The organism is Methylophilus sp. Leaf414 (genome assembly GCF_001425425.1).
Classification (GTDB): Bacteria; Pseudomonadota; Gammaproteobacteria; order Burkholderiales; family Methylophilaceae; genus Methylophilus.
The window spans coordinates 30,757-55,829 of sequence record NZ_LMQQ01000005.1 but is presented as its reverse complement, the minus strand read 5'-3'; the positions used below and the strand labels follow the sequence as shown (position 1 = coordinate 55,829).

Sequence of the window (25,073 nt, the reverse complement as noted above, 5' to 3'; positions counted from 1 at the left end):
GACCCAGGGTGGGTCAACGTTTTATCTGTGCCATGCGAAAAAATGATTGACGAAATAAATGATTGATTAGTGCAGTTGCACTATTTCATTTTTCTGCTGCTAACAGATAAAGACAAAAAAGATGGCATCTAGCCATCTTTTTATTTTCTGCCTGACCAACGCGCAGATGCCAAAGCGGCATCCACACATCAGATTTAATTACCAGAAATTACTCAATCACCAATTCAGGACGACCTTGTTCCGGCCAATCAAGATGGAAGAATTGACCGCGTGGATGATCTTTACGCTCATATGTGTGTGCGCCGAAGAAGTCACGCTGACCTTGTAACAGGTTAGCAGGCAAGTCAGCACTTCTGTAGCCATCATAATAGGCCAACGCCGCAGCAAACCCTTGTGCAGGAATACCATTGGTCACTGCCAGTGCAATCACCTTACGCCAGCCTGCCTGGCCTTCATTCATTGCATTCGTAAAGTATGGGTCCAGCATCAGGTTTTTCAGGCGTGAATTCAATGCATAGGCATCGGTAATTTTTTGCAGGAAGCGCGCGCGGATAATACAACCACCACGCCAGATTTGCGCGATTTCACCAAAGTTGAGTTTCCAGTTGTAAGCCACTTGTGCTTTATCAATCAGTTGGAAACCTTGCGCGTAAGCGCAAATTTTGGAGCAATACAATGCATTCTTAATCGCTTCAATAATCGCTGGCTTGTCAGTTTCCTTAACAATCTCCGGACCTTTCAGAATGCGGCTCGCTTCCACACGTTCTTCTTTGAGGCTGGATAATGCCCGCGCATACACAGCAGCGGCAATCGCGTTGGCAGGTGCGCCCAGCTCCAAGGCGTTGGCCGCTGTCCATTGACCGGTACCTTTCTGACCCGCAGTATCCAGGATATTATCGACCAGGAAGCCTTTACCACCCGGATCTCTCTGTTGCAGGATATCTGCCGTGATTTCAATCAGGAAGCTGGACAACTCGCCCTTGTTCCATTCCGCAAATACCTTACCGATTTCATCTGCTGGCATACCCAGCAGGTTTTTCATCAACCAGTAGGCTTCGCAGATCAACTGCATATCGATGTATTCGATACCGTTGTGCACCATTTTAACGTAGTGACCGGCACCGTCAGGGCCAATATATTCCGCACAGGAGAAACCGCCTTCTACAGGCTTGCCTGGCTCGCCACCTTCCATAGGCGTGCCAGTCACCGGGTCTACCTTGGCGGCGATATCACGCCAGATTGGCTCCAGGCTGGACCAAGCCTTGCGTGTGCCGGATGGCATCAATGAAGGACCGAAACGGGCACCGGTTTCACCGCCTGAAACACCTGAACCAATGAACTCAATGCCTTTAGCGGCCAGCTCTTTTTCGCGGCGGATAGTGTCTGTCCACAAAGCATTACCGCCATCAATAATAATGTCGCCCTGCTCCAGGAAAGGCAATAAAGCATTGATAGTCACATCGGTGGCGCTACCGGCTTTTACCAGTAACACAATTTTGCGTGGACGTTTGATACTTAACACGAAAGAAGCCAGATCAGCGTGGCCGACTACGCGTTCATGCGATGGCTCCTTGGCCTTGCACTCTTCAATAAAATTCAGCATTTTTTTCGGGTCGCGGTTGTATACCGCGATGGTGTAACCGTGATCGGCAATGTTCAGGGCCAGGTTTTGGCCCATCACTGCGAGGCCCACCAGGCCGATGTCAGCATTTTTTGTGGTCATATCAGTCTCTTAAATTTTTGATTTGGTTAAAAAAAAGCACAGGCTTTTGGCCTGTGCTTGGACTTCAAAGTGCAATTGAACGTTCAATGCTTGCTGAAAAACCAATCTTAACAACAGTCATTTATCGCTCAACCCAATTACTTATTTTAATGCGTTGCCCAACAAGTGCAGAGCCAGCTGATAACCGATGCCAGCCACCTGCGCATCATATCTTTCACCCTCATCGCGCATAAAGGCGTGTTGCCCGTTGACTTCATGCCAGGTGTAATTCAAACCTGGGATATTAGCGAAGCGGTTGTATAACTCAGCACGCTTATCGCCAGGAATATGTGGATCCTGTTTACCCCAGATCATCAGCAATTCGCCTTTAATCTCGTTCACACGATCCATGCTGTGCTGGCCAGGTTTATTAGGAATAAGGTTGGTATGTAAATCGGTCGCGTAGAAGCAAGCGGTGGCTTTTACTTCTGGCTGCAACGCAGCACGGAATGCCAGATGACCACCGATACAGAAACCGGCTGCGCCCAGCTTACCGCTGTACCATGGCTGTGCATTGAGAAACTCAATCATGGCGCGGTTATCAGTGTCGTAAGCCTGCACATCTTTGGCAAACTTATCCGCATTACCCTTATCGCGACCGGCATCGTCATAGCCAAGCACAGTACCAATCGGGTTCAGCTCATGAAACACTTCCGGCACTAACACCGCATAGCCATGGCTGGCCAAGAAGCGTGCTGCACGTTCGATTGGGCCGGTTTGCTGGAAAATTTCCGAGTAAAACAAAACCGCAGGCACTTTACCATCCTGCTTTGGACGATGCACATAGGTGCGCATCACCCCGGTCGGCGTGTCCAAATCAACGATTTCGCTTGTAATCAGCATAACTATCCTTCAACAATCAAAAATATCGGCTATTCTAGCGCTGTTTCGCTGGCTTTTCACTGTATTAATGGCTAGTCGCAGATTTTTTTGCATTTTTCGCTTTAAATTAAGTCTCATCATTACCGAGCAAAACAGTCACAAGGAGTTGGCATGCGCACTCTGTTTCAAGGCTTTATCGCACTTACATTGTTATGGTCTATAAATGTTGCGTTTGCAGAGCCAGACCGTGAGCTGGTGTACAAGCTAAAAGCATCCATTGTAAAAGTGCATGTGATCACACAAACAGGAGGGCATGGCGTCGGCACTGGCGTGGTGGTCGCTAAAGACACAGTCGCCACCAATTGCCATGTACTGGCAAACAGTAACGGCATCAGCATTTCAAAATTCGGCGAGAGTATCAGTCCAGTCGGCATGGTGGCAGATTGGCCGCATGATGCGTGTTTGCTTAAGTTCCAATATCTGGAACTGGCACCAGTCAAACTGGCCTCGGCTGACTCACTAAATTATGGAGATGATGTCTTCACCATAGGTTTTCCCGGCGGACCACCCAAACCACAAACCATCGCCGGCAAAGTACGTGCGCTCTATCCTTATGATGGTGGCACCATAGTGCGCTCAGATGCCGCATTCATCATGGGTTCCAGCGGTAGCCCGACTTTCAACCAGGCCGGTGAACTGGTCTCACTAAGTACTTTTAAAAGCCCGGGCAAACACGCGTATTTCTACAGCATTCCGGTCGAGTGGGTACAAGCCCTGATGCAGAAGGATAGTGTGTCTACGCCTGCTCCCGATGGCACGCCGTTCTGGGATTTACCACCGCTTGAGCGCCCATACTGGATGCAAGTGGTGCAACCCTACCAAAACAGTGACTGGAAAGAACTGGAAGCCATTTCACGCGTCTGGTTCAGCCAGCAGCCCAACTCGGCGGAGGCGGCTTTTTACCTGGCAAGCGCGCTCCATGGGCAAGGGCAACTCGATGCTGCCCAGCAAGCTTATCAGCAATCCGTTGCACTACAACCTGCCCATATTGATGCCTGGATAGGTTTAGCTATCCTCGCCCAGCAGAAGCAGCAAACTCAGGTATTAGCTGATGCCGAAAATCACATCCGGCAACTGGATGCGCAGGCGTTTGGCGATTTGCAGCAGCGCTTGCAAGAGAATCGCTAGCTCCACATCTGCCATCTGGCAACATGCCTCTGATAGAATAACGTTTTTGTCGTTTTGATATCCTCAGGCTTATGACTTCTCGCAATCAGCAACTGTTCGAACAATCCCAAAAACTGATCCCGGGTGGCGTCAACTCGCCAGTCCGCGCTTTCCGCAGTGTTGGTGGGACGCCGATTTTCTTTAAAAAGGGCGTGGGTTCCAGATTATGGGATGCCGATGGCAAGGAATATATCGATTACATCAACTCATGGGGACCGATGATTCTCGGCCACGCCCATCCTGAAGTGGTGGCAGCCGTGCAACAAGCCGCCGCTAACAGCCTGAGCTTTGGCGCCCCAACCGGCCTTGAACTGGAAATGGCCGAACTGATTAATAAGTTAGTACCAAGCATGGAGCAAGTACGACTGGTCAGCAGCGGTACTGAGGCCACCATGAGCGCCATCCGCGTAGCGCGCGGTTTTACCAAACGCAATAAAATCATCAAGTTTGAAGGTTGTTACCACGGTCACGCCGATGCTTTACTAGTAAAAGCTGGTTCCGGCTTGCTGACCTTTGGCGAACCAAGCTCAGCTGGCGTGCCTGCCGAAGTTGCGGCGCACACGCTTACTCTGGATTACAACAATACTCAAATGTTGAAAGACACTTTTGCCAGCATTGGCGATGAAATTGCCTGTGTGATCCTGGAACCTGTGGTTGGCAATATGAACCTGATTGTGCCACATCAGGAATTCTTGCAAACGCTACGCGACCTGTGTACTCAGCATGACACGGTACTGATTTTTGATGAAGTAATGACTGGCTTCCGTGTGGCACTTGGTGGTGCGCAGGCGTTGTATAACATCACGCCGGATATGACCACATTAGGCAAAGTGATTGGCGGTGGCTTGCCGGTGGGCGCTTTTGGCGGTCGCAAAGATATCATGAGCGTACTGGCACCGTTAGGCCCGGTTTACCAGGCAGGTACATTGTCAGGCAACCCGGTAGCTGTCAGCGCAGGCTTGACCACCTTGAAACTGGTGCAGGCACCCGGCTTTTATGAAAAACTGACTGCGCAAACAACCAAGCTGATGGAAGGCTTCAAAGCTGCAGCGAAAAAAGCGGGTATTACTTTCAACGCACAAAATGTAGGCGGTATGTTTGGACTCTATTTCAGCGAAAACAACCCAACCAGTTTCGCCGAAATCATGCAATCAGATAAAAATGCATTTAATAAATTCTTCCATAGCATGCTGGATAGCGGCATTTATCTGGGACCTTCAGCGTTTGAAGCTGGTTTTGTCTCTGCAGCGCATACTGATCAGGATATTGCTGAAACAATTGCCGCCGCAGAAAAAGCGTTTGCGGCTTTGTAATCCCTCTTAGCCTAATCAAATTGAAGTAATTAAATAGTTTTTCAAAAAATATGTTTAGCCCCGCTTCAATGGCGGGGCTAAACATATCTAGCGCCTGAGTGTGTTTAAGCCTTCCCAAATGATTCATTAGGTATGCTGCAAATGATTTTAACTAGCGGAAAGGAAGAAGTTAAGTCTTCATAAATTTTAAGAAGTACGATCAATTTCCCGACTGTTCATAACCATTTATTTTGAATATTTGACTGAATTTTCATACACAAAACTCAACAAATGAAAATCATTCTCAACTGAGAATTAAAAATGCATGTCTGCGTTATTTAACGCAGGCTAAACGATTGAAATTGCTAAACTTTAACGGTATCATTGAAGGTTCCTCCAAATGTTTTGTAAGTGAAGAATCTGGCAATGGATATGCAGCCCGACAACAACCTGATGAGTGCTTCTCAAGATTCCGTAACCGCCCTGGATAGCCAGCTCGGTTTAGCCCCGCAATCGCAGGGTTTATATGACAGACGTCATGAGAAAGATAGCTGTGGCGTGGGCTTTGTTGCCCACATTAAAGGCCAAAAGAGCCATGACATTGTCGCCAAAGGTTTGCAGCTCCTCGACAACCTGACCCACCGCGGTGCAACGGGCTATGACCCGAAACTGGGTGATGGTGCCGGTTTGTTGATGCAAATGCCAGATACCTTTATGCGTGAAGAAGCTACCAAACTGGGCATGACTTTGCCGGTAGCTGGTCAATACGCAGTGGGCCAGGCATTTTTGCCACAAAATGCAGATAACCGTGCTAAATGCGAAGCCATTTTTGCGCAGATTATTGCCGAAGAAAATCAAACATTATTGGGCTGGCGAGATGTGCCAGTCGACAACAGCAATATTGCTGATGCAGCGCGCGCAGTTGAGCCGGTAATGCGCCAGGTATTTATTACCAGCACAGTGGCTGACAATAATGCTTTTGAGCGCAAATGTTTTGTGATCCGTAAACGTATCGAGCATGCGATTCGCGCGCTTGCGTTACAGGATAACGCTCAGTTCTACATGCCTTCTTTTTCTTCACGGACAATAGTCTACAAAGGCATGTTGCTCGCGAACGAGGTAGGCGTCTATTACAAAGACCTGAAAGACGCTCGCGTTGTATCAGCGCTAGCATTGGTACACCAACGCTTCTCTACCAACACTTTCCCTGCCTGGGACTTGGCACATCCATTCCGCATGATTGCGCACAATGGCGAAATCAATACCGTGCAGGGCAACGTCAACTGGATGACTGCACGTCATGAAACGATTAAATCTGTTGTGCTTGGTGAAGACCTGGAAAAACTGTGGCCATTGATTGTTGAAGGCCAGTCTGACTCAGCCTGCTTCGATAACTGTCTGGAATTGCTGGTTGCCGGCGGGTACAGCCTGCCACACGCGATGATGATGCTGATTCCGGAAGCCTGGAACAACAATCCGCTAATGGACGAAGACCGTCGTGCATTCTACGAATACCACGCCAACATCATGGAGCCATGGGATGGCCCGGCCGCGGTGGCATTTACCGATGGCAAAATGATTGGTGCGACTTTGGACCGTAATGGTCTGCGCCCGGCACGTTACCTGGTGACTGAAGATGACATCGTCATGATGGCGTCTGAAATGGGTGTAATCACTTTCCCGCAAGAAAAAATCGTCAAAAAATGGCGCCTGCAACCTGGAAAAATGTTGTTGATCGACATGGAGCAAGGCCGCATTATCGATGACGAAGAAGTCAAAAAAGAACTGGCACAAGCCAAACCTTACCGCCAGTGGATTGAACAAACCCGTTTCCACGTGACTGAATTGCCCAACGTAGGCTCCGGTGAAGTCACCTTGCAAGCCAGCCTGCTGGATACACAGCAAGCGTTTGGCTATTCACAGGAAGACCTCAAATTTGTTCTGCAACCAATGCTGGACAACGGTGAAGAAGGGGCTGGTTCCATGGGTAACGATGCGGCTTTGCCGGTGTTATCCAACAAGGCCAAAACTTTATACAACTACTTCAAGCAGTTGTTTGCGCAAGTGACCAACCCGCCAATTGACCCGATTCGTGAAGAATTGGTGATGTCACTGGTCACCTTTATTGGCCCTAAGCCTAACCTGCTGGCCGTGGATGAAACTAACCCGCCATTGCGGCTGGAAGGAAGCCAGCCCGTATTGAGTTTAGATGGCCTGGAAAAACTGAAACAAATTGATACTTTAACCAAAGGCCAGTTCAAATCCATCGTGTTGGACCTGACATACGATGCGGCCTTGGGTAAAGATGGCATGAAACAAGCGCTGGACACGCTGCATGACCAGGCTGAAAAAGCGGTACATGATGGTTACAACATATTGATCCTGTCAGACCGCACGGTATCAGCTACGCGCGTTGCAATTCCTGCATTACTGGCCTGTTCGGCAACACATGAATTCCTGGTGAAAGCTGGTTTGCGTACTAGCACTGGCCTTGTGATTGATACCGGTTCTGCACGTGAAGTACATCACTTTGCCTTATTAGCCGGTTACGGTGCTGAAGCCGTCTGCCCATGGCTGGTATATGAAACCATGAAGAGCATGACCGGCGATGCGGAAAAAGCGGGCAAAAACTTTGTGAAAGCAATTGGCAAAGGCTTGTATAAAGTCATGTCCAAAATGGGTATTTCTACCTACCAGTCTTATTGCGGCGCGCAGATTTTTGAAGCGATTGGTTTGAACAGCCAGTTTGTGAATGACTACTTCACCGGCACAGTCAGCCAGATCGAAGGTATAGGCCTGGAGCAAGTAGCTGAAGAAACCATGCGCATGCATGACCAGGCATTTGGCAATGACCCCACCTTATCTAACTCACTGGAAGCGGGTGGCGAATATGCCTTCCGCGTGCGTGGTGAAGAGCACTTGTGGACTCCGCAATCTATCAGCAAACTGCAAAGCGCTACCCGTACCGGCCAGTACGACACCTATAAAGAATATGCAGCGCTTATCAATGACCAAAGCCGCCGTCATATGACACTGCGTGGCCTGTTCGAGATCAAACCGGCTGCGGCAGCGATTCCGCTTGAGCAAGTTGAATCTGCGAAAGAGATTGTTAAACGCTTCGCTACCGGCGCGATGTCACTGGGCTCTATCTCTACAGAAGCACATGCGACTTTGGCAGTAGCGATGAATCGCATTGGCGGTAAATCCAACACTGGCGAAGGTGGTGAAGACGTTAAACGCTTTATCCCGGTGCAAATCGATTCCAGCATTGCCAAAGTATTGGGCAGCGAATTGATTGAGGCAGATGTGCCACTGAAAGCTGGCGACTCCATGCGTTCACGCATCAAGCAAGTGGCTTCCGGCCGCTTCGGTGTGACGGCTGAATACCTGAGCAGTGCTGACCAGATCCAGATTAAGATGGCGCAAGGTGCCAAGCCTGGCGAAGGTGGCCAGTTACCTGGTCACAAAGTATCTCCATACATTGCGAAACTGCGTTTCTCAGTGCCTGGCGTAGGTTTAATTTCACCGCCACCGCACCATGATATTTATTCGATTGAAGATTTGGCTCAGCTGATTCATGACCTGAAAAATGCCAATCCACAAGCCTCAATTTCGGTGAAACTGGTATCAGAAACCGGGATTGGTACCGTGGCAGCGGGTGTGGCAAAAGCCAAATCTGATCATATTGTGGTCGCTGGCCATGACGGTGGTACTGGTGCATCCCCATTATCTTCAGTTAAACATGCTGGTACGCCTTGGGAGCTCGGCCTGGCTGAAACACAGCAGACTTTAGTTTTGAACCAATTGCGTGGCCGTGTCGTACTGCAAGTCGATGGCCAGATGAAAACTGGCCGTGACGTGTTGATTGGTGCCTTGCTGGGTGCGGATGAGTTTGGTTTTGCCACCGCGCCACTGGTGGTTGAAGGCTGTATCATGATGCGCAAGTGTCATTTGAATACCTGCCCGGTTGGCGTAGCGACACAAGATCCTGAATTGCGCAAGAAATTCACCGGCCAGCCAGAACACGTGGTGAACTACTTCTTCTTTGTAGCTGAAGAGTTGCGTGAGTTGATGGCAAGTATTGGTATTGCCAAGTTTGAAGACCTGATTGGCCGCGCTGACTTGCTGGATATGAAAGCCGGTATCGAGCACTGGAAAATCAATGGCCTGGATTTCAGCAAAATTTTCCATCTGCCAGACATGCCAGCCAGCGTATCGCGCAAAAACAATGACATTCAAGACCATGGCATTGCTAAGGCGCTTGATAATCAACTGATTGCCCTGTCGCAAGCGGCCCTGGAAAAAGGTGAAAAAGTTATCCTGGACCTGCCGATCATGAATACCAACCGTACTGCCGGCACCATGCTGTCGCATGAAGTTGCACGCCGTTACGGTAATGATGGCCTGCCACATGACACCATCCACGTTAACTTTACCGGTACGTCAGGCCAGAGCTTTGCTGCTTTCCTGGCTAAAGGCATCACCTTTGAATTGACTGGTGAAGGCAATGACTATGTGGGTAAAGGTCTGTGTGGTGGTCGCATCATTATCAAACCACCAACCACCTTCCGTGGCCTGTCTTACGAAAACATCATTGTCGGTAACACTGTGATGTATGGTGCAACCACCGGCGAAAGCTTCCTGAGTGGTGTGGCTGGCGAACGCTTCGGTGTACGCAACTCCGGCGCGACTGCGGTTATTGAAGGCGTTGGTAACCACGGTTGTGAATACATGACCGGCGGCACTGTGGTGGTGTTGGGTCAAACCGGCCAGAACTTTGCTGCGGGGATGAGCGGTGGTATTGCTTATATTTACGATGTCGACGGCCAATTCTCCAAGCGCTGCAATATGAGCATGGTGTCACTGGAAAAAGTCGAAGCCGCTGAAGCCGATGTCGGTAAGGTACAGCATTTGGGTCAGCCTGATGAAGTGATTCTGAAAGGCCTGATTGAGCAGCATGCAGCCTTGACCGGTAGTCCGCGTGCCAAAGACATCCTGGCAGACTGGCCGGCTGAACGCGCAAAATTCGTCAAGGTGTTCCCGAACGAATATAAACGCGTGCTGACCGAAATGGCTGCGGCCTCTGCCAAACAAGCCGCTTAATCGTTGTTGTTATTGAATGCCCCGCGTCTGCGCGGGGTTTTGTTAAGGTTGTGCCAGACTGGCACAATAGGGAAGAGATAATTTCACATGGGTAAAGTCACAGGTTTTATGGAATTTGACCGACTGGCAGAAGACAATCTGCCGGTTCCGCAACGCATCAAAAACTACAAAGAGTTTGTTCTGCATTTGACAGACGACCAGGCCAAGCAACAAGGTGCTCGTTGTATGGATTGTGGCATTCCGTTCTGTACTACCGGTTGCCCGGTCAACAATATTATTCCTGACTGGAATGACCTGGTCTATCACCAGGACTGGCGTAATGCGATTGATGTATTGCATTCCACCAATAACTTCCCGGACTTTACTGGCCGTATCTGCCCTGCCCCTTGCGAGGCGGCTTGTACGCTCAATATCAATAATGACCCGGTCGGCATTAAATCGATTGAACACGCGATCATCGATAAAGCCTGGGAAAACGGCTGGGTCACCCCGGAAATCAACCCGAACAAAACCGGTAAAAAAGTTGCCGTGGTTGGTTCAGGCCCGGCAGGCCTGGCTGCAGCACAACAGCTCGCACGCGCCGGTCATAACGTGACGGTATACGAGAAGAATGACCGTATCGGTGGCCTGCTGCGTTATGGCATCCCTGATTTCAAACTGGATAAATCCAATATTGACCGCCGTATTACCCAGATGGAAGCCGAAGGCGTGACCTTCAAGGTAAATCAATACGTAGGTGAAAACGTCAGCGCCGCTGACCTCGAGCGTGATTACGACGCAGTAGTATTGGCCGGTGGTGCAGAGTTACCACGTGACCTGCCGGTCACTGGTCGCGAACTGGATGGCGTACATTTTGCCATGGATTTCCTGACACCAAATAACAAAATGGTGGCAGGTGACAACGTGCCTGACCAGATCAAGGCCACTGGTAAACACGTGGTGGTGATTGGTGGTGGTGATACCGGTTCTGACTGTGTCGGTACATCCAACCGCCATGGCGCAGCTAGCATTACGCAATTTGAATTAATGCCGCAACCGCCGGAAAAAGAAAACAAACTCATGGTATGGCCAAACTGGCCACTGAAAATGCGTACTTCCAGCTCTCACGAAGAAGGCGCTGCCCGTGACTGGTCTATCACTACCAAAGAGCTGATCGGCGAGAATGGAAAACTGACTGCACTCAAAGGTGCACGCGTGGAATGGAAAGACGGCAAAATGACTGAAATTCCAGGCTCTGAATTCACTATCAAAGCTGACCTGGTATTTTTGGCAATGGGTTTTGTTTCCCCTATCCAGAAAGTACTGGATGCATTCGGTGTGGAAAAAGACAACCGCGGCAATGCCAAAGCGACTACCGATGGCGAAGGCTGCTACAAAACCAGCAAAGCCAAAGTGTTTGCCGCCGGTGATATCCGTCGTGGGCAATCACTGGTGGTATGGGCAATTCGTGAAGGTCGCCAGTGTGCACGTGAAGTGGATGCTTTCCTGATGGGAAGCTCAACCCTGCCACGTTAATTGTGACATAAGTCATTCAACGCCGATGGGTTAAACTCATCGGCGTTTTTATTTGTGCCAGCGCAAAAAAACAGCATTCTTTCAGGTGAAAACTGACTGCGCACTTTATAATGCTATTTTGATTTTTTAACGGTTCAATCACTCACCAGCCAGGCCCGAAAGCTTGCTGTGTAAAATGTTGACCGTGACCTTGTGATCTATATGAGCCAACTGCGAAACGATACCTTTTTACGCGCACTGCTGCGCCAGCCAACCGACTATACACCGGTATGGATGATGCGCCAGGCAGGCCGCTATTTACCTGAGTATCGCGAAAGCCGTAAAACGGCAGGCAGCTTTATGCAGTTGTGCCAAAGCCCGTCGTTTGCCACTGAAGTCACCTTACAGCCACTGGATAGATACCCGCAGCTGGATGCCGCAATTTTGTTCAGTGACATCCTGACTGTGCCGGATGCCATGGGCCTGGGTCTTTATTTTGAAGAAGGTGAAGGCCCGAAATTTGAGCGTACCTTGCAGGCTGAGGCCGATATCCTCAAGCTTGAAATTCCGGATATGTCCAAACTGCAATATGTGTTTGATGCCGTGAGCAGTATCCGCAAGGCACTGAATGGCCGTGTGCCACTGATTGGTTTTTCCGGCAGCCCGTGGACACTAGCGACCTATATGGTGGAAGGCAAAGGCGGTACGGACTTTTTAAATACCAAGAAAATGGGCTATGCCAGGCCGGAACTGCTGCACCGCATTCTGGAGATTACTGCGCAGACAGTCATCCAGTACCTGAATGCACAGATTGCCGCTGGCGCACAGGCAGTGATGATTTTTGATTCCTGGGGCGGCGCGCTGTCACACAACGCCTATACTGAATTTTCACTCAACTATATGCAGAAAATTGTCGCCGGCCTGACCAAAACTGCCGAAGGCCGCCAAGTACCTTGCATAGCCTTTACCAAAGGTGGCGGCTTGTGGCTGGAAGCCCAGGCAGCCATTGGTGCAGATGCACTTGGCCTGGATTGGAGTATGGACGTAGGCAATGCCCGCCAGCGTGTGGGTGACAAAGTCGCACTGCAAGGCAATATGGACCCGGCGATTTTATTGAGTTCACCAGCAGCAATTGAAAAAGAAGTGGCTAGCATCCTGGCCAGTTACGGTCACGGCAATGGCCATGTATTCAACCTAGGCCACGGCATCACACAGTGGACCCCGCCCGAGCATGCAGCCTGTATGCTGGAAACCGTGCGCAAGCTGAGCCCGCAATATCACCAGTAAACTGTTAGATTAAAAAACAATATAAAAAATCCCGCTACGCAATGAGCGGGATTTTTTTATACTGTGCAGATGATTATTTGAGAGTCATACGCGACAGGGTTTTATCTTTATCAATAAAGTAATGCTTGAGTGCGCCGACGATATGCAGGGCAATCACAGCGAGCAAGATCGTCGCAAACAACTCGTGAGAGTCTTTGAAAATATCGCGCAAATCTGCATTATCCAGGCCACCAAAGACTTCCAGCCCAAACCACTTCAATCCATATTTGCTATAGAGGGTCATTAACACACCACTCAACGGCATTGCCACCATCAGCACATACAGGAAGTGATGTGCGGCAGTCGCCAGTTTACGTTCGAAAGTCGGATAGCTGCTCAGCATGGCAGGTGGCGTATGGCTAACGCGCCAGAACACTCGGAATACCACCAGCCACAACAAAGTGAAGCCTAGGGATTTGTGCAAATTGAAATACAGGGTGCGGGCACTGCCCGGCTCATCCATCTGCCAGGTATAGATACCCCAGCCAAATAAATCGAATTGCGTTTCTTTAGGGCCATCTTTCGGTAGCCCGGTCATATACCATCCCAGTGCAAACATCCCGGCGATGGCCAAAGCAATCAGCCAATGCAAAATAACGGCAACTTTGGTATATCGTTGCGTAGAACTCATGTCTTCTCCTTGAAATCCCTTGTGACAACGATCACTTTGTCATCACGAATGTATTGATTATGATGTATGAAACATTCATGGGTGAGTCAGCATGTTATCAAAAATAAAGCTATCGTGTGTTGGTGTTACATTCGGGTTTGTAACGTTTTGTAGTCATGTGTGGGCAGACACCTTTGAATTAAAAAAAGTTGCTGAAGGGATTTATGTACATCACGGCCAGCATCAGGATATTGACGATGGCTACAAGGGAGATATCTGTAACCTGGGCGTTATTATCGGCAACCAGTCGATTGCAGTGATCGACAGTGGTGGCAGCAAACACACCGGCGAGCAATTGCTGCAAGCTATCCGCAATATCAGCAAGTTGCCGATAAAATATGTGATCAATACCCATGTGCACCCAGACCATACTTACGGTAATGCTGCTTTTCAGGGAGAGCCTGTCCACTTCGTCGGCCATGAAAAACTGGCCAACACCATGTTGCTACGCAAAGAGCAGTACGAAAAACTTAATGCCAACCTGCTGGGCGAGGCAGGCAAAGCCAGCACCACGATTCCTCCCGATACCGCTGTGCATGACCAATTATCACTGGATTTAGGCGACCGCGTATTACAACTGAAATCGCAAACGGTCGCGCATACGCATACCGACCTGACCGTGCTGGATAGCAAAACCAATACCTTGTTCACCGGCGACCTGGTATTTGCGCAACGTACACCAGTGGTTGAAGGTGATATCAAAGGCCTGATCGCCGTACTGGAGAAAATCAATCAGACTCGATACGCACTGATTGTGCCAGGTCATGGCTTAGAAAGCCCTGACCAGAAAACGATTATTGGTGATGAATTGCGTTACCTCAACCTGTTGTTAGCCGACGTCCGCGCCAGCATCAAAAAAGGTATCAGCATGGAGCAAACCATGGACACTGCTGCCGAATCTGAACGCCAAAAATGGCTATTGTTTGATATTGCTAACCGCCGTAATGTGAATGTGATTTACCCGCAGCTCGAATGGGAGTAAGGCATTACCTTATAACAAGAGATATTCACTTACTTTTAAAACCCTGCAAAATTTGCAGGGTTTTTTCTACTTTGAGTCTGTCGTTTCTGCAAATCATGCATAAAGCTGCATGCTGCCTTTATGACATCAACACATAAATAACAACAAAAAACCATTTAAATATCATATAGTTAATGACAAATCACTTTTAAATAATCTTCTATGGCATAACGCTTGCAAAGATACCCCTGAATTTATCAAAAATAATTAGGGAAGTCTTTGTGAAGCATCCATTCTTACGCGCTTATGGCCTGTTTCTGCTGCTGGGCGGTTTAACACAATTCCTGCTTTGGCTATTTGGCGCATCATCCCTGGAAGGATTCAAGGATGCCGTCATTGTTTCCACTTTGTGGTTGATTCCGCTGTGGTGGCAACCGCAACGGTTGCGCTTTTGGAGCGCAGCGATTGCAATTTTTATCGGCATCTCTGCCTTACCTGGCATCGCTTACTTTTTAATTTATCGTCAAGAGCTGACCCAGAGCTTGATGATGATTTTGTTTGAGTCAAACAAAAGTGAATCTCAGGAATATCTGCACAACTATTTTTCCTGGTGGATCTTGCTGGTATTGCTGGCGTGTATTGTCATTCCCGCGCTTTACTGGCGCACATTAAAACCGGCGCAACTGTCGAAATCACGCGCAGCGGTTTATTCATTAATTACTGTGTTGATCGCTTTTTCCTCCCCGTTAAAACATGCGGTTAACAATCAATGGATGTACGCTTACAAGAGCTTTAACAAGCATTTCAGCGGCGTGCCACCTTACCAGTTAGCACTCGGTTACCTGAATTACCAGCAGCAGCTAGATGAAGTTAACCATACCCTGCTGACCATGAATAAGATTCCGCCTCTGGCGCAATTATCTGAACAAGCCAAGCCGGGGCCAACCACCGTGGTGCTGGTGATTGGTGAATCCACTTCGCGTTTGCATATGGGTTTATATGGTTATGGCCGCGATACCAACCCTGAACTCAACAAAATCAAACATGAGCTGACAGTGTTTGAAAATGTATATTCTCCACGCCCGAACACCATTGAAAGTCTGCAGCAGGTGCTGACATTTGCCAATCAGCAGCATCCTGACGATTACAAGACTAAGCCATCACTGGTGGCGATGATGAAACAGGCTGGCTACCACACTACCTGGATCACCAACCAGCAGACCCTGACTGGCCGCAACACCATGCTGACGACATTCGCCAAACAGGCAGACAAACAATATTTTCTGAATAACGAGCGCCGGCAGAATGCTTACAGCTTTGATGAAAAGGTATTGTCACCGTTTGCTGAAAGCCTGAACGATCCGCATCCGAAAAAACTGATCGTGGTGCACCTGCTAGGCACACACATGAAGTACAGCTACCGCTATCCGGAAAAGTTTGATGTGTTCAAAACAACCCAAGGTTTGCCTGCCACCGGGCTGGATGAAGAAAAAACTGCATTGATTAACAGCTATGACAATGCTATCCGCTATAACGACTGGATCATGTCGCAGCTGATTTCTACACTGAAAGCCAAGCAACAACATAGTCTGCTGGTTTACTTCTCCGACCATGGTGAAGATGTGTACGACACTGCGCCGCACGACTTCCAGGGACGTAACGAAGCCGCGCCTACCTTACCGATGTATAGCATACCGCTGATTATCTGGCATTCGGATAACTGGTTTAACGCCAAGAAAGTGTTAGCTAATGTGGATACGCATCAGCAATATGACAATGCCGACCTGATATATACCCTGGCCGATCTGGTTGGACTGTCATTCGATGGTTTTCGCCCGGATGAGAGTATCGTCAACGCACAATTTCTGCCTGATAGCATCCTGGTGGGCGATCCCTATATCGGCAAATTGCAAACGTTACCGGGCACAAAACATTTCCCTGACAGTGAGGTCGCCACGTGGAACGCTGGCTTACCAACAAGGGATTAGCCGGGTTATGGCTACTGCTGGGTGCAAGTGCCCTGGCGATTTTCGCCATGGCGAATTACACCCCGCTCGATTTGATGCTTGCAGACTGGATGTTCGATTTTAGCCGCGGCCAGTTTACTGGCCAGCACGTATTTTTCTATGACACGGTCATGCACAGTTATGCCAAATATTTGCTACTGAGCGTGTGGCTGGTGCTATTGGTGTTTGCCATGTTGCCGGGAAGATTGCGTCCAAGCTGGTTATCTCCTGCACAACAATACCGCTTGCGTTGGGTAACCGCACTAGCCATCGCGCACAGTAGCCTGGTGTCATGGCTTAAACATCAGATGCCGCATGCCTGCCCGTGGGATATCACGCGCTATGGCGGCACTTCAGACTGGTTTCCTGCATTTGCTGCACACACTTCCCAAATGGCTGGCCATTGTTTCCCGGCAGGGCATGCCAGCAGTGGCTTATGGCTTTCTGCCCTGTGTTTATGCTGGTTACCGCACCACCCACGTAAAGCTTTGGCGGTGATGGTAGCCGGGCTATCGGTTGGTTTTATGCTTGGCTGGAGCCAGCAACTCCGCGGCGCACATTTTCTGTCGCATACGCTGACATCCATGTGGCTGATCTGCGCTTTGCTGTTGTGCGTATTGTCATTTTCCAGCAGCCATTACCTGACTCGTATTCAACCGAATAACGCTTACTCGAAACGCAGTTACCCATGAAAAAATTTTCCTTGTCCGCGGTGTTCCGCCATTTATTCACCCCACAGATATTAATGATCTGGGGTGTGACGTTGTGGCTGATTGCATTTGATAACTATGCGCTGGTTTCACATTTAAGCCAGCTGTATCCGCCACTAGGTGGCCAAAGCGGTTTGCTGCTCAGCCTGTTGCTGTTTTTCACGCTGGTTACCGCCATCTGGCTATTACTGATCAGCCATGGCCGCAGTGCGCGCTGGTTATTGGCATTGATACTGTTCAGCAGTGCATTTGCCGGTTTCTACATGCAGGAGTTTGGCATCATCATCGATACTGTGATGCTGGACAACTTGCTACAAACCGACAATAAAGAGATTGTCGGCCTGCTCTCCTGGGACATGATCTTTTTTGTCATTGCAATTGGAGTAGTGCCTGCTTTATGGATGCTGTTCAGAGCGCCGCAAGAATGGTTTCAACGTGATAGCCTGCGAATTCGCGCTCTGCACCTGGGGTTTTTAGTGGTGGTGATGGTGGCGACTGTGTGGCCGAACTCTGCCGGATACGCCAGCTTTATCCGCGAGCACAAACTGGCCCGAATGTATGCAAACCCCAGCTTTATGCATTACTCATTAATTAAATGGACTAACCAGCACCTCAGCATTCCCGAGAGTCAGGCGCTGGAACAGGTCGCCACAGATACACAAAGAGTTGGCGCTAACACTAAACACGAGCTGGTCATCATGGTGGTCGGTGAAACCGCGCGCTATGACCGCTTCTCGCTGAATGGCTACCATAAACTGACTAATCCGCGCTTGCAGCAGGAAGATGTAGTCAGCTTTAAACAGGTGACTTCGTGCGGTACTTCTACCGGTGTATCGGTACCTTGCATGTTTTCCATGCTGGGCAGGCAGCAGTATTCGGCGAAAAAAGCCAGACATATGGAGAATGCGCTGGACATTTTGAAAGAACATAATGTCAATGTGTTATGGCGTGATAACAATTCAGACTCAAAAGGTGTGGCTACGCGTATGGCTTACCAGGATTTTCAATCACCGGCACAGAATACAGTCTGCGATACCGAATGCAGGGACGTTGGTATGTTAAATGGCCTGGACCAGTACATCCAGTCTCACCATGGCCAAGACATCATGATCGTATTGCACCAGATGGGAAATCATGGGCCGGAGTATTATCGTCGTTATCCGAAAGCATTCGAAAAATTCACTCCGGTGTGCCGCAGCAGCGATTTATCCAAATGCAGCCAGCAGGAAATCGATAATGCCTATGACAACGCTATTTTATATACCGATTATTTCCTGAGTGAAGTCATACAGCTTCTGAAAAAATACGACAACAGTCATGAAACCGCCATGTTATATGTAGCTGACCACGGAGAATCTCTGGGAGAGCATGGGCTTTACCTGCATGCAGCACCTTATATGATTGCGCCTAAGGAGCAGACTCATGTACCGGCCATTTTATGGCTGGGCAAACAGTTTGATTATTCGATTAACCAGATCAGGCCTTACCAAAATTACCCGCTTAGTCATGATGACGTGTTCTGCACACTCTTGACAGCCTATGAACTCAAATCCAGCACTTGCCATTCGCATTACAGTTGGCTGGTCGCAAACCCGGTGGTGCGTGCAGAGCTCAAATTGCCGCCGCTGCCATTACAGCCGGAGCAGCCACTTGCGCCACCTGCTGTCGTTATCCGTGAGCAGCCAGGTGGGAATCTACAGACAAAGCTGGATCAACCACCGGCGCCGGAACAGGCAGGCAGAATGAAGGCGATAAAAAATGCCGCATTAAGGCGTAGCAGTACTGCAACGTAAAGCGGGCGCTTCACCCAGTATCTTATTGGCCGTCACCCATATGACCGGCTTCACCCGCTCATCGACCTTGCATGCATCTATGTAGCCAATAGCGCTTTCAGTGTAAGCGACGTAACGTATCATCGCTTCTTGTGATTCCACGGTATACGGCGGCTGGATACCGTGGAAATACTGCTCATTCCAGTAACCTACTTGCGACCTCGGACTACTGTGCAATACCTGCTGCGAAAAGCGCAAGCGTAACGGATGGTCACTGGACAAATTGGCCGGATGTAAAGGTTTACCATGGTTGTCATACAGCTTCTTGCGCCAATAAACGGATGCCAGATCATTGGTAGCCACCGGCACCGTATAGGCAGCCTGAGCTGACACAATCACCGCAATCACCGGCTCGTCAGCCAGGGCGAGGCCGGGCAAAAAGCCAGCGACTATGATCCAGATGCTGAGCAAATAGAAACGCATCAATACATCATCGCAAACGAAGTAGTGAATCCGCGCGGTATATCCTCATATTCGCCATTACCGCCTACGACTTCAAATTTTAGTAACTGGTTTGGTTTTAGCCTTTTGGTTACCCCTATGATCCAGCGCTCGGCGTTGGAGGTGTCAGGCTGATGCAGGCTTTCCAGCCGGGTGATCCAGTACCAGTCATTTTTGATCAGGTAGGCACTTTGCAGGTAAAAACCACTGCCGCCACCCTGGCCATGGTCAATCTTGCGGGTATACGCTTCGCCACTCAGTTCCCAGCGGTTAAACTCGATCAGGAAATCCACACCGAGCAGGCTGTATTTAGGTCCAAACGACTGTTCTTCGCGATACGTGGCGTAATTCAGGCCTATGGTATTCAGGCCGGCATTTTCATCAGTGAAATTGAATACATTATTGAGGGCAACCCGTGCACCACGCATGTCCTTGTACTGCGTTTCACCGCGGCTTTCCGGTTGCGCATTCATAGTCGCGCTGTAAATCTGGTAATCCAGCGAGCGCTCCTGAAAAGGCAATGTGCCAAAAAACTGTATGCCGCTGGTAAAGGTGGGAAACAGCTCAGTAGTTGCCAAAGGCCGGCTAGCTGTCCATACCAGTGGCGATGCATGCAACTGGTTCCATCGGCCTAACGGTGTGAGGAAACGGCCCAGTCGTACGTTGGCACGTTCGGTTAGATTCACATCAAAATACAGACGCTCGGGATTGATATAGGCGTCGCGGAAATCCAGTCCCTGGCGGTGGTTATAACTGGCTACATCTTCCAGGTCCAGTTCGCCGAAAAACTTGATACGGGTGTTTTTATCCCAGGTCACGATCATCGCCAACTCGTTCCAGTTCAGCCGGGTGGTTTCTGTGCGTGGCACATGCAAATCCACACTGGTATATCCCCCAATGCGGAAGCCATCCCAGAAAGAGGAATCTTCCTCCGCCAACAGTGGCTTGCACATCATGCACAGGCTGATTACACTGACCGCGCAACGCAATAAAATGGTGGACATACACACTTTCCGATTAAGCTAATGCAACGCCAATAGTAGAAACCGTATTTTCTCATATTCCATGCCTAAACATTCGCCTTTAACCATCCGAAAAATGCTGCTAATCGCATTTTTGCTGGCAGGATTATTGCCGGCACTATTGGTGAGTGTGCTCAGCTTTTACCAGGCACGCACCGCGTTGCGCACCGAAATAAAACATGACCTGAAAACGACAGGTAAAGCAGTAGGCGAACACATTGACCGCGTGCTGTTTGAACGTGTGCAAAACGTGCGCAGCTGGAGCCAGCTGGCGATCATGCAAGACATGCAAATTGGTGACATTGATAAGCGGCTATCTGTCTTTCTCGAAGAAACCCACTTAAGCTATGCCGCTCAATATATTTCGATTGACGTGGTCGACCTGCAATCCATCATTGTTGCCTCCAGTAATCCGCAGCACATCAACCAACGGCTTACCAGCCCGCCAGTCTGGTTCTCGTTTAAAGAAGACGATCAGCCAATCACCATCTATCATTTGCAAAATGATCAGCTGATGATTGCTACGCCCATTTATTCTGATTTGACCCTGCAACCTATCGGCCACCTGATTGCCACGTTTAACTGGTCAGTAATCCAGAACTTGCTCAACCATGCCGCCCAACACTCCACTGAGCTAGCTTTGGTAGATGAACATGAACGACTGCTGGCACAGTCCAGAAACTGGTCACAACCACGCTACAACCTGCATACACATGCATCAATAGAAAGCACGCTACCTATCCACGGCTGGGAAGTAAAACTCAACAAAGAACATGATGTTGCTGTCGCTCCGGTACACCGCCTGGGGCTTATTTTCATGATCCTTTTGGTGGTGATCCTGTTTTTCTCTTTACTGCTGGTACGTCCGATTGCAAAGCGCATCACGCAACCGCTGGAAGAACTGATCCGCTTTGTACAGCAATTGCGGCGTCCGAATGTGATTGCCCCGCCGCTGAGTGGCCCGGTGGAGGTACAGGCGCTGCACCAGACATTCACTAAAATGGCCGCCGAACTGGCCGAGTCTGAACAACAATTGACACGCGCAGCCAAACTGGCAGTGGTTGGGGAAATGGCCGCGGCCATGAGTCATGAGGTGCGTACACCATTAGGCATCATGCGCTCATCGGCTGATGTACTGAAACGCGAACCTACACTGAGTGAAGATGGCCGCGAAGTATTGGGATTTATTATTTCCGAGACCGAGCGCCTGAACAAACTGGTGACGTCGCTGATTGATTCGGCCAGGCCGCGCTTGCCGAGCAAAACGCCACTGGAGCTGCAATCTCACTTGCAACATGTTTGCGATATGTTGCAAAAACAGGCACAGGATAAACATATCCAGCTGTCATTAAATGCACCCGAACCAGTGACTATTGCCGCCGACCAGGACCAGATGACCCAGGTGCTGGTCAACCTGATTATCAATGCCATCCAGATATTGCCCGAGCATGGCCAGGTAGCCATTTCTTTATCCCATGACCCACTTTATGCCTATCTATCGGTGGCAGATAATGGGCCTGGCGTGCCACCAGCGCAGCAGGCACATTTATTTGAAGCTTTTTTTACTCAGCGTGCCGGTGGTGTAGGGTTGGGCCTGGCGGTGGTCAAACAAATCGTCGAAGCACACGGTGGTACAATCACCTACAGCACCAGCCCGTGGCAAGGCGCACAATTCAACCTTGCCTTACCGTTTGAATAAAGTCCTGAAATTTAAGTCAGAATAAGGCATGACAACCCCAATCACTATCCTCGCCGTTGATGATGAGCCGAATATGCGGCGCCTGCTGGAAATCAGCCTGCGCCAGGCCGGTTATCGTGCCCTTTCAGCTGGCAATGGCCGCGAGGCGATGGCGTTTATCCAGCAACAGCAGATAGACCTGGTGGTCAGTGATTTACATATGCCAGGCATGAATGGCCTGCAATTGCTGGAAACCTTGCGCAAAGAACATGAGCATTTGCCCTTCATTATGGTGACTGCACAAGGTGAAATTAAGACTGCAGTTGCAGCGATGAAACTGGGTGCCAGCGATTATATTTTGCGCCCGTTTGAGCTGGAAACACTGGAAGTCGCCATTGATAAAGCCCTGACGCTCAAACGTATCAAGCAGGAAAACAGGTTTTTCAAAGAAACCCAGCAACCGGATATTACCGGCCTGGTAGGCAATAGCCCGGCCATGCAATCACTGAAACAGATGATTCAACAAGCCGCGCCGGAAAAGGCAACGGTATTTATCGTCGGTGAAACCGGCACTGGCAAGGAGCTCGTTGCCAAAGCCCTGCACGAAGCCTCTCCCCGCAATTCGGCGTTATTTGTAGCCATCAACTGCGCAGCTATCCCGGCAGATATTCTTGAATCCGAATTGTTTGGGCATGAGAAAGGCGCTTTCACCGGCGCAGTAAAAGAACGCATCGGTAAATTTGAACTGGCCAATGGCGGTACGCTTTTTCTGGATGAAATTACCGAAATGCCTATTCAATTACAGTCAAAATTACTGCGGGTATTGCAGGAAAATGTCGTCGAGAAACTAGGTGGTAACCGGCAGGTTGCGCTGGATGTGCGGGTAGTTGCCGCAACCAATCGCGACCCGATCCAGGCGGTCAAGGAAGGCAAGCTGCGGGAAGATCTTTATTACCGCTTGAACGTCCTGCAATTGCAGATTCCGCCATTGCGTGAACGTAATGACGATATAGGATTACTGTCGGAGTTTTTTCTTGGTAAACGACAGTGCCAGCTGAGTGAGAGTGCCAGGCTTTGCCTGCAACATTATGCATGGCCGGGCAATGTGCGTGAACTGGAGAACATTCTCGAACGCGCCGCGATTCTGGCAGCGAACCAGACCATACAGCCGCAACATTTGCCAGCGGATATTGGTAAACAACTCCCCGAGTCATCCAGTGAAGTAGCTTCAGATAGCAATGTGCTTTCTATCCCCCGCACCACGGAAGCCATGGAAAAGCGACTGATTTCACAGGCTCTGGAAGCTTGTCAGGGCAATAAAACCAAAGCGGCGAAGCTGCTAGAAATCAGTGAGCGTTCACTCTGGAATAAACTCAACCAATATGGGCTCCGTTAAGTGATTTCACATACTTCACTATCTGTTTAAATCAGCCTTCCCACACATAAGCATCCATCGCCAGAATGCCGTAAGTGGTTTCTGGCGTGAATCTTTTTGGTACACCCTGCCCACTTCCTGCCGCGACAAACAAAGGCATCAGGTGATCTTCGCTCGGGTGCGCCTGTATTCCTTGACGATTCTCCGTGCGGTAATTTAATAATGTTTGTGCTTGTTCTCCAGCCAGCTGATCGGCAATCCAGTCGGCAAACGCATTCACATAAGCTAACGGTGCCGCATCGCGCTGCCCGGTAAAAAGGTCTGACAAGTTGTGTGTGATAGCACCCGAAGCAAGGATCAGCACATTCTGATCATGCAAATCCTGTAATGCCCGGCCCAGGGAGAATTGCGCTGCCGGTGTACTGCGGCTCTGTATTGATAGTTGCGTCACCGGAATATCGGCTTCGGGATACATCAGCGACAACGGTACCCAGGCACCGTGATCCAGGCCACGATCGGCTTGCGTTTGCCCTTGAATATCATGCGCCGCTAATAACTCAACCACTTTGTTAGCCAATGCGGGTGCGCCAGGAGCCGGGTAATGAATGCCATATAATGCCGCCGGAAATCCGGCAAAATCATGAATGGTTGGTGGATGCGCTGCCAGACTGACCATAGGCACGCGCGTATCCCAATGCGCAGAGATGACCAGTATAGCGTCCGGCCTCGGCAAGGATGCTGCCAGGGTTGACAGCATTTTGCCGGTCTCCCCTGGTTCCAGCGCCAGCGTCGGCGCCCCATGCGAAACGAACAAGGTCGTCATCTAGCAGCCCCCGGCTATGTGACTTTATGAACGACGGCGATTATCCAGACTGTAAGCACCGGCGCCGAACGCGACTACCAGCAATAAACCACCCACAATCGTCAAGTTTTTCAGGAACATGATCTGTTGCATCTGGTCAGCCAGGTTGAAATGGAACAGAAACGCCGTTGCCAGCGTAAACAGGGCAATACCGGCAGCAGCCCAACGTGCTTTAAAGCCCACCAGCAAAGCAATACCTAGCACCAGCTCTACAAACAATGCTATGCCATAAGCGACTTCCGGCATAGGTGCGCCTACACTTTGAATGTAGCCTATGGTCCCTTCAGGATTGGCTGCTTTGCCAAGGCCGCTGATAATAAAAATGTGTGATAACAACACACGGCCTAAAACGCTGACTGCTGATTGAAATGAATTCATGTTCTACTCCTCCTGTGAATGAGTGGGCATTAGCCATTGAAATAATCTTGTCATGCTGATGACTAATACGATGTATTGTATTCCTGAATGGAAAAATTGATAATCCCTGTTA

The 25,073-nt window shown here is 49.6% G+C and carries 18 protein-coding genes; 11 read left to right on the top strand and 7 right to left on the bottom strand.

What is annotated here, in order from left to right:
* Positions 1 to 208 precede the first annotated feature (208 nt).
* Together gndA and ASG24_RS12815 are read right to left on the bottom strand one after the other, a co-directional pair.
* On the bottom strand, positions 209 to 1,723 hold the full coding sequence (gene gndA, locus ASG24_RS12820) for an NADP-dependent phosphogluconate dehydrogenase (RefSeq protein WP_055828887.1): 1,515 nt from the start codon (positions 1,721 to 1,723) through the stop codon (positions 209 to 211).
* Between the two features lie 141 nt (positions 1,724 to 1,864).
* The gene (locus ASG24_RS12815) at positions 1,865 to 2,605 is read right to left on the bottom strand and encodes a dienelactone hydrolase family protein (RefSeq protein ID WP_055872099.1); all 741 of its coding nucleotides are present in this window, start codon (positions 2,603 to 2,605) and stop codon (positions 1,865 to 1,867) included.
* 150 nt (positions 2,606 to 2,755) lie between these two features.
* Between ASG24_RS12815 and ASG24_RS12810 the strand changes: the two genes are divergently transcribed.
* The 5 genes from ASG24_RS12810 to hemE all read left to right on the top strand — a co-directional run bounded on the left by ASG24_RS12810 (position 2,756) and on the right by hemE (position 12,987).
* Positions 2,756 to 3,772 (top strand): serine protease, encoded by a 1,017-nt coding sequence (locus tag ASG24_RS12810; RefSeq protein WP_055872098.1) that lies wholly within the window; start codon positions 2,756 to 2,758, stop codon positions 3,770 to 3,772.
* A 71-nt stretch (positions 3,773 to 3,843) separates the two neighbouring features.
* Positions 3,844 to 5,124, top strand: coding sequence for a glutamate-1-semialdehyde 2,1-aminomutase (gene hemL, locus ASG24_RS12805; protein WP_055872097.1), 1,281 nt, complete (start codon positions 3,844 to 3,846; stop codon positions 5,122 to 5,124).
* Positions 5,125 to 5,535: 411 nt separating this feature from the next.
* Entirely contained in the window at positions 5,536 to 10,206 is a 4,671-nt protein-coding gene (gltB, locus tag ASG24_RS12800; protein WP_055872096.1) for a glutamate synthase large subunit, read from the top strand.
* An 87-nt stretch (positions 10,207 to 10,293) separates the two neighbouring features.
* The gene (locus tag ASG24_RS12795) at positions 10,294 to 11,721 is read left to right on the top strand and encodes a glutamate synthase subunit beta (protein ID WP_055872095.1); all 1,428 of its coding nucleotides are present in this window, start codon (positions 10,294 to 10,296) and stop codon (positions 11,719 to 11,721) included.
* Between the two features lie 201 nt (positions 11,722 to 11,922).
* Positions 11,923 to 12,987, top strand: coding sequence for a uroporphyrinogen decarboxylase (gene hemE, locus ASG24_RS12790; protein ID WP_055872094.1), 1,065 nt, complete (start codon positions 11,923 to 11,925; stop codon positions 12,985 to 12,987).
* Positions 12,988 to 13,060: 73 nt separating this feature from the next.
* Here hemE and ASG24_RS12785 read toward each other — a convergent pair whose 3' ends face one another.
* Positions 13,061 to 13,657, bottom strand: coding sequence for a cytochrome b (locus ASG24_RS12785; protein ID WP_055872093.1), 597 nt, complete (start codon positions 13,655 to 13,657; stop codon positions 13,061 to 13,063).
* Between the two features lie 91 nt (positions 13,658 to 13,748).
* Between ASG24_RS12785 and ASG24_RS12780 the strand changes: the two genes are divergently transcribed.
* The 4 genes from ASG24_RS12780 (at position 13,749) to ASG24_RS12765 (ending at position 19,166) form a co-directional block, all read left to right on the top strand.
* Positions 13,749 to 14,678 (top strand): quinoprotein relay system zinc metallohydrolase 2, encoded by a 930-nt coding sequence (locus ASG24_RS12780; protein ID WP_055872092.1) that lies wholly within the window; start codon positions 13,749 to 13,751, stop codon positions 14,676 to 14,678.
* A 260-nt stretch (positions 14,679 to 14,938) separates the two neighbouring features.
* The gene (cptA, locus tag ASG24_RS12775; protein WP_055872091.1) at positions 14,939 to 16,645 is read left to right on the top strand and encodes a phosphoethanolamine transferase CptA; all 1,707 of its coding nucleotides are present in this window, start codon (positions 14,939 to 14,941) and stop codon (positions 16,643 to 16,645) included.
* Positions 16,615 to 17,355: a phosphatase PAP2 family protein gene (locus ASG24_RS12770; RefSeq protein ID WP_055872090.1), complete on the top strand. Its 741-nt coding sequence runs from the start codon at positions 16,615 to 16,617 to the stop codon at positions 17,353 to 17,355. Before cptA ends, ASG24_RS12770 begins: the two co-directional genes overlap by 31 nt.
* Positions 17,352 to 19,166: a phosphoethanolamine transferase gene (locus ASG24_RS12765; protein WP_055872089.1), complete on the top strand. Its 1,815-nt coding sequence runs from the start codon at positions 17,352 to 17,354 to the stop codon at positions 19,164 to 19,166. The genes ASG24_RS12770 and ASG24_RS12765 overlap by 4 nt, the downstream gene beginning before the upstream one ends.
* Here the strand turns inward: ASG24_RS12765 and ASG24_RS12760 are convergent.
* Positions 19,140 to 19,628: a hypothetical protein gene (locus tag ASG24_RS12760; RefSeq protein WP_055828957.1), complete on the bottom strand. Its 489-nt coding sequence runs from the start codon at positions 19,626 to 19,628 to the stop codon at positions 19,140 to 19,142. The two genes, ASG24_RS12765 and ASG24_RS12760, sit on opposite strands and share 27 nt — an antisense overlap.
* The gene (locus tag ASG24_RS12755; RefSeq protein ID WP_055872088.1) at positions 19,628 to 20,650 is read right to left on the bottom strand and encodes a hypothetical protein; all 1,023 of its coding nucleotides are present in this window, start codon (positions 20,648 to 20,650) and stop codon (positions 19,628 to 19,630) included. The genes ASG24_RS12760 and ASG24_RS12755 overlap by 1 nt, the downstream gene beginning before the upstream one ends.
* Before the next feature lie 94 nt (positions 20,651 to 20,744).
* On the opposite strand from ASG24_RS12755, the gene ASG24_RS12750 reads away from it, so the two are divergent.
* Positions 20,745 to 22,367: a sensor histidine kinase gene (locus tag ASG24_RS12750; RefSeq protein WP_055872175.1), complete on the top strand. Its 1,623-nt coding sequence runs from the start codon at positions 20,745 to 20,747 to the stop codon at positions 22,365 to 22,367.
* Positions 22,368 to 22,395: 28 nt separating this feature from the next.
* The gene (locus ASG24_RS12745; RefSeq protein ID WP_055872087.1) at positions 22,396 to 23,742 is read left to right on the top strand and encodes a sigma-54 dependent transcriptional regulator; all 1,347 of its coding nucleotides are present in this window, start codon (positions 22,396 to 22,398) and stop codon (positions 23,740 to 23,742) included.
* 31 nt (positions 23,743 to 23,773) lie between these two features.
* Here the strand turns inward: ASG24_RS12745 and ASG24_RS12740 are convergent, their stop codons facing one another.
* Together ASG24_RS12740 and ASG24_RS12735 are read right to left on the bottom strand one after the other, a co-directional pair.
* Positions 23,774 to 24,544, bottom strand: coding sequence for a class III extradiol ring-cleavage dioxygenase (locus ASG24_RS12740; RefSeq protein ID WP_055872086.1), 771 nt, complete (start codon positions 24,542 to 24,544; stop codon positions 23,774 to 23,776).
* Positions 24,545 to 24,568: 24 nt separating this feature from the next.
* Positions 24,569 to 24,961 carry a DoxX family protein gene (locus ASG24_RS12735; protein ID WP_055828966.1) on the bottom strand — a complete coding sequence of 131 codons (393 nt, stop codon included), beginning with the start codon at positions 24,959 to 24,961 and terminating at the stop codon, positions 24,569 to 24,571.
* Positions 24,962 to 25,073: the final 112 nt, after the last annotated feature.

Coding starts and splice junctions, on each gene's coding strand:
- gltB (WP_055872096.1), top strand. CDS start 5,536: ATGCAGCCCGACAACAACCTGATGAGTGCTTCTCAAGATTCCGTAACC.
- ASG24_RS12745 (WP_055872087.1), top strand. CDS start 22,396: ATGACAACCCCAATCACTATCCTCGCCGTTGATGATGAGCCGAATATG.
- ASG24_RS12810 (WP_055872098.1), top strand. CDS start 2,756: ATGCGCACTCTGTTTCAAGGCTTTATCGCACTTACATTGTTATGGTCT.
- hemE (WP_055872094.1), top strand. CDS start 11,923: ATGAGCCAACTGCGAAACGATACCTTTTTACGCGCACTGCTGCGCCAG.
- ASG24_RS12740 (WP_055872086.1), bottom strand. CDS start 24,544: ATGACGACCTTGTTCGTTTCGCATGGGGCGCCGACGCTGGCGCTGGAA.
- ASG24_RS12755 (WP_055872088.1), bottom strand. CDS start 20,650: ATGTCCACCATTTTATTGCGTTGCGCGGTCAGTGTAATCAGCCTGTGC.
- gndA (WP_055828887.1), bottom strand. CDS start 1,723: ATGACCACAAAAAATGCTGACATCGGCCTGGTGGGCCTCGCAGTGATG.
- ASG24_RS12765 (WP_055872089.1), top strand. CDS start 17,352: ATGAAAAAATTTTCCTTGTCCGCGGTGTTCCGCCATTTATTCACCCCA.
- ASG24_RS12750 (WP_055872175.1), top strand. CDS start 20,745: ATGCTGCTAATCGCATTTTTGCTGGCAGGATTATTGCCGGCACTATTG.
- ASG24_RS12785 (WP_055872093.1), bottom strand. CDS start 13,657: ATGAGTTCTACGCAACGATATACCAAAGTTGCCGTTATTTTGCATTGG.
- ASG24_RS12760 (WP_055828957.1), bottom strand. CDS start 19,628: ATGCGTTTCTATTTGCTCAGCATCTGGATCATAGTCGCTGGCTTTTTG.
- ASG24_RS12815 (WP_055872099.1), bottom strand. CDS start 2,605: ATGCTGATTACAAGCGAAATCGTTGATTTGGACACGCCGACCGGGGTG.
- ASG24_RS12780 (WP_055872092.1), top strand. CDS start 13,749: ATGTTATCAAAAATAAAGCTATCGTGTGTTGGTGTTACATTCGGGTTT.
- hemL (WP_055872097.1), top strand. CDS start 3,844: ATGACTTCTCGCAATCAGCAACTGTTCGAACAATCCCAAAAACTGATC.
- ASG24_RS12735 (WP_055828966.1), bottom strand. CDS start 24,961: ATGAATTCATTTCAATCAGCAGTCAGCGTTTTAGGCCGTGTGTTGTTA.
- ASG24_RS12795 (WP_055872095.1), top strand. CDS start 10,294: ATGGGTAAAGTCACAGGTTTTATGGAATTTGACCGACTGGCAGAAGAC.